The organism is Streptococcus australis (assembly GCF_040226615.1).
In the GTDB taxonomy this organism is placed as follows: domain Bacteria; phylum Bacillota; class Bacilli; order Lactobacillales; family Streptococcaceae; genus Streptococcus; species Streptococcus australis_E.
In genome coordinates, this window is sequence record NZ_JBCOAT010000006.1 from 127,285 (window position 1) to 135,004 (window position 7,720).

8 protein-coding genes, 1 tRNA gene and 1 rRNA gene are annotated in these 7,720 nt (G+C 38.6%); all 10 read left to right on the top strand.

The genetic code is table 11. The features are described 5' to 3' along the window. Nucleotides 1-57: 57 nt before the first annotated feature. Nucleotides 58-324 carry an RNA-binding S4 domain-containing protein gene (locus ABT997_RS06870; RefSeq protein ID WP_154854241.1) on the top strand — a complete coding sequence of 89 codons (267 nt, stop codon included), beginning with the start codon at nt 58-60 and terminating at the stop codon, nt 322-324. Then, entirely contained in the window at nt 317-685 is a 369-nt protein-coding gene (locus ABT997_RS06875; protein WP_023024832.1) for a septum formation initiator family protein, read from the top strand. Before ABT997_RS06870 ends, ABT997_RS06875 begins: the two co-directional genes overlap by 8 nt. Continuing rightward, nucleotides 685-813, top strand: coding sequence for an SP_0009 family protein (locus ABT997_RS06880; RefSeq protein WP_260469288.1), 129 nt, complete (start codon nt 685-687; stop codon nt 811-813). Before ABT997_RS06875 ends, ABT997_RS06880 begins: the two co-directional genes overlap by 1 nt. Beyond that, entirely contained in the window at nt 806-2,089 is a 1,284-nt protein-coding gene (locus ABT997_RS06885) for a serine hydrolase (protein ID WP_350019034.1), read from the top strand. Before ABT997_RS06880 ends, ABT997_RS06885 begins: the two co-directional genes overlap by 8 nt. Beyond that, the gene (gene tilS / locus ABT997_RS06890; RefSeq protein ID WP_350019035.1) at nt 2,089-3,363 is read left to right on the top strand and encodes a tRNA lysidine(34) synthetase TilS; all 1,275 of its coding nucleotides are present in this window, start codon (nt 2,089-2,091) and stop codon (nt 3,361-3,363) included. Before ABT997_RS06885 ends, tilS begins: the two co-directional genes overlap by 1 nt. A 5-nt stretch (nt 3,364-3,368) precedes the next feature. Then, nucleotides 3,369-3,911 (top strand): hypoxanthine phosphoribosyltransferase, encoded by a 543-nt coding sequence (hpt, locus tag ABT997_RS06895; RefSeq protein WP_048690450.1) that lies wholly within the window; start codon nt 3,369-3,371, stop codon nt 3,909-3,911. Nucleotides 3,912-3,921: 10 nt separating this feature from the next. Beyond that, a complete protein-coding gene (gene ftsH / locus ABT997_RS06900; RefSeq protein WP_006595315.1) occupies nt 3,922-5,895 on the top strand; it encodes an ATP-dependent zinc metalloprotease FtsH in 1,974 nt (657 codons plus the stop codon). A gap of 385 nt (nt 5,896-6,280) precedes the next feature. Continuing rightward, nucleotides 6,281-6,352: transfer RNA gene (locus ABT997_RS06905), tRNA-Glu, on the top strand. Nucleotides 6,353-6,523: 171 nt separating this feature from the next. Beyond that, complete coding sequence (locus tag ABT997_RS06910) at nt 6,524-7,006, top strand: hypothetical protein (RefSeq protein ID WP_023024841.1); 483 nt, start codon at nt 6,524-6,526, stop codon at nt 7,004-7,006. Nucleotides 7,007-7,252: 246 nt separating this feature from the next. Beyond that, nucleotides 7,253-7,720, top strand: a 16S ribosomal RNA gene (locus ABT997_RS06915); the annotation flags it as partial.

Genomic DNA, 7,720 nt, shown 5'->3' on the forward strand with positions numbered 1-7,720 from the left:
AGATTTTACTAGGCTCTTTCTAAAAAAATGGTACAATAATACATTAGAGGTGATACGATGAGATTAGATAAATATTTAAAAGTTTCCCGCATTATAAAAAGACGCCCTATAGCTAAAGAAGTAGCCGATAAGGGGCGCATCAAAGTCAATGGGGTCCTAGCGAAAAGTTCAACCGACTTGAAGGTAAATGACGAAGTCGAAGTTCGCTTTGGAAATAAGCTATTGACAGTAAAAGTGTTGGAAATGTTAGATAGTACTAAAAAAGAAGATGCGTCTAAAATGTATGAAATCATTCGTGAAACAAGGATAGAAGAAGATGCCTAAAAATATTGTACAAATGAATAATCGGTATATTCAAGACGAACATCAGCGTCAGAAATACCAGAATGAGGAGCGAAAAAAACAGAACCGTTTTATGGGTTGGGTTCTCATTTTAATTATTTTATTGTTTATTCTCCCAACTTATAATCTGGCTCAGAGTTACCAGACGCTTCAAAAACGCAAACAACAATACGTTCAATTGCAAGAACAATATCAGCAAACCCTTGAGGAAAAAGAATATCAAAAGGATATCGTAGAGAAGTTGAAGGATGACGAATACGCTGCAAAATATGCACGCGCAAAATATTCCTTCTCTAAAGATGGCGAATATATTTATACGATACCTAATTTATTACCGAAATAATGGAAAATATTGTAAAAACCGTTCAACAATTTCTAGAATATTCTGATACAAAATTAGAAGAGTTAGCTAAAAAAAATCAAGCCTTAAAATTGCAAGAAGAAACTCAGGAAAGGAGCAAGGATGAATAAGTTAGTTTATTGGATGATTTTTCCTACTTTCTTAGTCACCCAACCCTTATCTGATTCATCCCAAGTCCAAGTTCCACTGACTGCTGATTCTTCATACACTAGTCAAATAGGGACTCAGGATCATTTCTTTGTCTCCATCCCATCCAATCCGAATGTTTATCAGCCAATCGTGACCTATTCGGATCCAGAATTGCGTCAAAAAGCTGGGGAAATCAAACCTGATACTCCCTTTACTGTTGATCAATTGTTTGTGAATGACCAAGGGAAATCTGTTTTTAAATTATCGAATAAACAGTATGTAGTAGCTGATCAAGATCAAATTTACGAAGATTCGATTTTGGAATTAACAGAAGAAAAAAAGACCATGTGGCTGACATCCTCTTTTACAGTTTATGATCAACCCTTGGTAAATGGCGCAAAAAGCAAAAAAACAAGTCTGACTCCCTATAGTAAGGTTGAAATCACCAAGACTGCCAAAACTTTAAAAGGGACCTATCTAGAAATTTCTGGCCAGGGGTGGATTGCAAAAGATGAACTTTCTGCTACAGATAATCGGATGGAGAAAGTCCAAGAGATTCTCAATCAGAAGTACAACAAAGACGGAATTGCAGTTTACGTGAAGCAGGTGGATACTGGAAAGACTGCTGGGATACATGAAGATCAGGAAATGTATTCTGCTAGTATAGCCAAGCTCTTGTATTTGTACTATACTCAAAAAGAGATAAACGAAAACCATGTAGATTTGCAGACTCCTTTAAAATATACAAAAGAAGTCAATGATTATCCAGGAGCTTATGAACCGGAAGGCAGTGGAAGTATTTCAAAAACACCGGATGATAAGGAATATACCGTCGCTGATTTGATTAATCGGGTGGCAAAAGAATCCGATAATGTTGCGCAAAACATTTTAGGCTATTATGTGACGCATCAATCAGATAAAGAATTTCAAAAGGTGACCAATAAGATTGCAGGAAAAACGTGGAATGTAGAAAATAGAATGGCATCTACCAAAATGGCAGGGAATGTCATGGAAGCTATCTACCAACAAAATGGTGGAATCATTGATGCTTTGTCGGATACTCGCTTTGATGATCAACGAATTTCAAAAGATATCCCAGTCAAGGTCGCTCACAAGATTGGAGATGCCTATGATTTCCGTCATGATGTCGCCATTGTTTATACAGATTCACCATTTATTTTGGCTATTTTTACGGATCACTCTGATTACGAGACTATCTCAGCAATTGCCAAAGATATTTATGAGGTCTTACAGTAATGAAAGAAAAATTTCTTCAGTTCTGTCAAAAGGAGGGGCTTTTTGAATCTCATCAAAAAGTCCTTTTGGCTTTATCAGGAGGGGTGGACTCCATGACCTTACTAGATTGGCTCTACCATTATCAGCAGCAATTGGGAATTGAACTCGTTCTTGCTCATATCAATCATCACCAACGCGTTGAAGCTGACCAGGAGGAAAGAGGAATTCGGGAATTAGCTGAAGCAAAACATCTACCACTGAAGGTTGCCCATTTCTCTGGTCCTTTTTCGGAAAGCCGAGCTAGACAATTCCGCTATGACTTTTTTGAAAAAGTTATGAAAGAAGAAGCTTGTAGTGCTCTCGTCACCGCTCACCATATGGATGATCAGGCAGAAACGATTTTAATGCGTCTAATTCGTGGAAGTCGTCCGCGGCATTTAAAAGGTATTCCTTTAAAACAACCATTTGGACAGGGTATGTTGATCCGTCCCCTCTTACATTTCAAAAAAAAGGATTTTCCAGAAATTTTTCATTATGAGGATAAAAGCAATCGCTCTTTAGACTATTTCCGTAATCGTATCCGCCATCGTTATCTCCCACTGTTAGAAAAAGAAAATCCTCAAGTGACGAGTGCTTTGGTCAACTTAGGAGAGGATCTCAGTCATTGGCACCAGGCTTTAAAAGAGTTGACCAAAGATTTGAATCCACAAGATGTGACACAGTTTCAAAAGCAATCACCAGCTGTTCAGATTTATTTGCTGGAAGAGTATCTAGCTAGTTTTCCAGACTTGCAATTGAGTCGGGCACAATTTGAACAATTACATAGAATAGTAGTGACCAAGTCCAATACGCAACAAGTTCTAAAGAATGGTTATGAACTTTACAAAGACTATCACTATTTTGAAATTCGGAAAATCAGTCGTAGGACGGATGACCGAATGTCAGAAGTTTTGTTACAATTTGGAACCATAAAGACAGTAGGTGCTTATCGCTTTTTATTTGGAGTGGAACCAAGCGATTCATATATGGAGGCAATCCCACTTCCAAACAACCACCCAGTTTTTATTCGCCCCCGTAAAAGGGGAGATCGTATTCTGATGAACGGTCACCATAGAAAAATTAGCAGATTGTTGATTAACCAAAAAATCCCTTTAAATCAACGAAACAATCTGGTGGTTTTAGAACAAGATAAACAAATACTGGCTATTCCTGAAATTGCGATCAGTGATTTGAGTAAGGAATTAAAAAATGGTATAATGAAGCATACAATTTATATCCAGAAAATAGATAGGTAAAAAAGATGTTAGAACAAGATATCAAAAAGATACTCATTTCCCACGATGAAATCGTGACTGCAGCACGTGAACTTGGTCAAAAACTGACAGAAGATTACCAAGGGAAAAATCCGATTTTAGTAGGGATTTTAAAAGGGTCAGTCCCATTTATGGCGGAATTGATCAAACATATTGATACGCATATTGAGTTGGATTTTATGCTAGTGTCTAGCTATCATGGTGGAACATCAAGCTCAGGCGTGATTAATATCATCAAAGATATGGACCAAGACATTAAGGGTCGAGATATTCTCTTTGTTGAAGATATCATTGATACTGGTAAAACTCTTAAGAGTTTGAAAGAATTGTTTGAAGGACGTCAACCAGCATCTGTTAAAATTGCTACCTTGTTGGATAAACCTGAAGGACGCTTGGTTGAGATTGAAGCAGATTACACTTGCTTTACCATCCCAAACGAGTTTGTTGTGGGCTATGGTTTAGACTACGATGAAAACTATCGAAACCTTCCTTATATCGGAGTATTAAAAGAAGAAGTGTATTCAAAATAGAGGAAACTAGATGAAAAATAACAAAAACAATGGTTTTGTTCGAAATCCTTTTCTGTATCTATTGATTATTGTAGCTGCTGTTACAGGTTTTCAGTATTTCTTTGCTGGAAATAGTATCGGACAAAGTCAGCAAATCAATTATACAGAATTGGTAAAAGAGCTTAAATCAGACAACGTCAAGGAAATTAGCTATCAGCCAAACGGTAGTGTCATTGAAATTTCCGGTACCTATAACAAAGCAAAAACCAGCAAGGATGATACAGGGGTTCAATTTTTCACTCCAAGTCCAAGTAAGGTGACTCGCTTCACAAGTGTAATTTTACCGTCTGATTTGACTGTTCAAGAATTACAAAACTTAGCATCCGAACATAAGGCTGATATCACCATTAAACGGGAAAGCTCAAGTGGAATGTGGATTACCATTCTGACTTCAATCGTTCCCTTTGTGATTGTCATGTTCTTCTTCTTCTCCATGATGAACCAAGGCGGTGGCGGTGGCGCCCGCGGAGCTATGAACTTCGGACGTAACAAAGCGCGTGCTACCAATAAAGAAGATATCAAGGTTCGTTTTTCAGATGTAGCAGGGGCTGAAGAAGAAAAACAAGAACTTGTTGAAGTGGTTGAATTCTTAAAAGATCCAAAACGCTTTACAAAATTGGGTGCTCGTATCCCAGCAGGTGTCCTTCTTGAAGGCCCTCCGGGAACTGGTAAAACTCTTCTAGCAAAAGCAGTTGCAGGAGAAGCTGGCGTTCCTTTCTTTAGTATTTCAGGTTCTGACTTCGTAGAAATGTTTGTCGGTGTCGGTGCAAGCCGGGTTCGGTCTCTATTTGAAGATGCTAAAAAAGCAGCTCCAGCCATTATCTTTATCGATGAGATTGATGCTGTTGGACGTCAACGGGGAGTTGGCCTTGGTGGGGGAAATGATGAACGGGAACAAACTCTCAACCAGCTCTTGATTGAGATGGATGGTTTTGAAGGAAACGAAGGCATCATCGTGATTGCAGCTACTAACCGTTCAGATGTTCTGGACCCAGCCCTCCTTCGTCCTGGGCGTTTTGACCGGAAGGTTTTAGTTGGTCGTCCAGATGTAAAAGGACGTGAAGCTATCTTGCGTGTCCATGCTAAAAACAAACCATTAGCCAAAGATGTCGACTTGAAACTAGTTGCCCAACAAACACCGGGATTTGTTGGAGCGGATCTTGAAAATGTCTTAAACGAAGCAGCTCTGGTAGCGGCTCGTCGCAATAAGAAGGTAATAGACGCCTCTGATATTGATGAAGCAGAAGACCGTGTGATTGCTGGTCCATCTAAGAAAGACCGAACAGTTTCTCAAAAGGAACGCGAATTGGTTGCTTACCACGAGGCAGGGCATACCATTGTCGGATTAGTCCTATCTAATGCTCGTGTTGTTCACAAGGTGACCATCGTTCCACGTGGACGTGCTGGTGGTTATATGATTGCTCTTCCAAAAGAAGACCAAATGCTTCTTTCTAAAGAAGATATGAAAGAACAATTGGCTGGATTGATGGGGGGACGTGTTGCAGAAGAAATTATCTTCAACGTTCAAACCACAGGGGCTTCCAATGACTTTGAGCAAGCGACCCAAATGGCGCGTGCTATGGTAACGGAATATGGAATGAGTGAAAAACTTGGTCCAGTTCAATACGAAGGCAACCATGCTATGTTTGGAGCTCAAACGACTCAAAAATTCATTTCAGAGCAAACTGCATATGAAATTGATGAAGAAGTAAGAAGTCTCTTGAATGAAGCTCGCAATAAAGCAGCTGAAATCATCCAGAACAATCGTGAAACCCACAAGTTGATTGCAGAAGCCTTGTTGAAATACGAAACCTTGGATAGTGTTCAAATTAAGTCATTGTATGAAACAGGTAAAATGCCAGAAGATACTGATTTAGAATTAGAAAAAGAATCTAAACCATTATCTTATGAAGAAATTAAATCTAAAATGGAAGAAAATAAGTAATAAACTTTATAGTCTTCTAAAGTATTTAGAAGGAACCGAAAATTTCGGCTCCCCAGATTGAAGATAAAGTCTTCTAAAAACTTTCCTTAGGTGAGATCGGACGTCAGCGAACTTCTAAGAAGTTCCATGACTAATTATTGAGCCTAAGGTCTCAATAATTCCGAGTGCCTGAAACTATTACGTTTCAGGCACTTTTCTCACGGCGGAAAAGTTTCTAATCTTCCTAAATGACTAAAAATAAAAGTAATTTTTTGAAAAGCATCTTGCTTTTTTATGTAAAACAATAGTTTGTCTACATTCAAGGGAGCCGAAATTTCGGCTCTTTTTTTCAAAAAAGTGTTGACAGATGAAAATGAACTGATATAATAGATTACGTTGTAAAAATGGTCCGTTGGTCAAGGGGTTAAGACACCGCCTTTTCACGGCGGTAACACGGGTTCGAATCCCGTACGGACTATCACAAAAAAGTTGTTACATTCGTGGCAACTTTTTTTGTTTGACAAAACCATTATTCTGACATTCTTATCAAAATAATGACCGATTAGAGTTAAAAAGATTCCAAATAGAAAATAAACCCAAATAAATCCAAACCTCCTTTAAAATGAAAACAAGTAAGAAAGGAGGTCCAATGAACTTTAAAAAATCATATGAAAAAGTAAAATGGATAGTATGGAAATGTGAAAAGGAATTTTATATTCATCTTTGGGATCACTCAGATTGGGAACAAGAAGGTAGACTGGTCTTATATGAGCTACAAATAAGTAATCCTGAAGTAGAAGAAAATGAAGAAATTCTATTAACCTACTTCAAAACAAAGTTTCGCAATCATATAAAAGATAAAGTTAGAAAACAAGAGAGTGATAAAAGGAAGTTAAATAAGGTACCTTATACAGAGATTGGAGAAATTAGTCATCGACTTCGATCAAAAGAACTCTTTTTGGATGAACTAGTCCTGTTAAGAGGAGCCCTAAAAGAATTCCGAGAAAACCTAACCGATCAGGAAAAAGAAGACTATGATAAACTTCTGATGAATCAACGTTTTTCTGGACGAGCAAAAATGCGGAGAAGACTCCAAGAATACTTGAAAGATTTCAAGGATCATCATTTATGAAAAAGGATGTAAAAAAGCATCCTTTTTCATAAAAAAATAAAAATTTAAAAAAATAGAAAAAAGATATTGACAAGTAGTTTTGGTCGTGATATACTAATATAGTTGTCGCGCGAGAGCGACAAAGACCTTTGAAAACTGAACAAGACGAACCAATGTGCAGGGCGCTATAACGGAAGTTATAGTAACTGAACAATAAAAAAACAATAAATCTGTCAGTGACAGAATGAGTTTAAGACAAACAATTATTTTAATGAGAGTTTGATCCTGGCTCAGGATGAACGCTGGCGGCGTGCCTAATACATGCAAGTAGAACGCTGAAGGAAGGAGCTTGCTCTTTCCGGATGAGTTGCGAACGGGTGAGTAACGCGTAGGTAACCTGCCTGGTAGCGGGGGATAACTATTGGAAACGATAGCTAATACCGCATAACAGTAGATATTGCATGATATCTGCTTGAAAGGGGCAATTGCTCCACTACCAGATGGACCTGCGTTGTATTAGCTAGTTGGTGAGGTAACGGCTCACCAAGGCGACGATACATAGCCGACCTGAGAGGGTGATCGGCCACACTGGGACTGAGACACGGCCCAGACTCCTACGGGAGGCAGCAGTAGGGAATCTTCGGCAATGGACGGAAGTCTGACCGAGCAACGCCGCGTGAGTGAAGAAGGTTTTCGGATCGTAAAGCTCTGTTGTAAGAGAAGAACGAGTGTGAG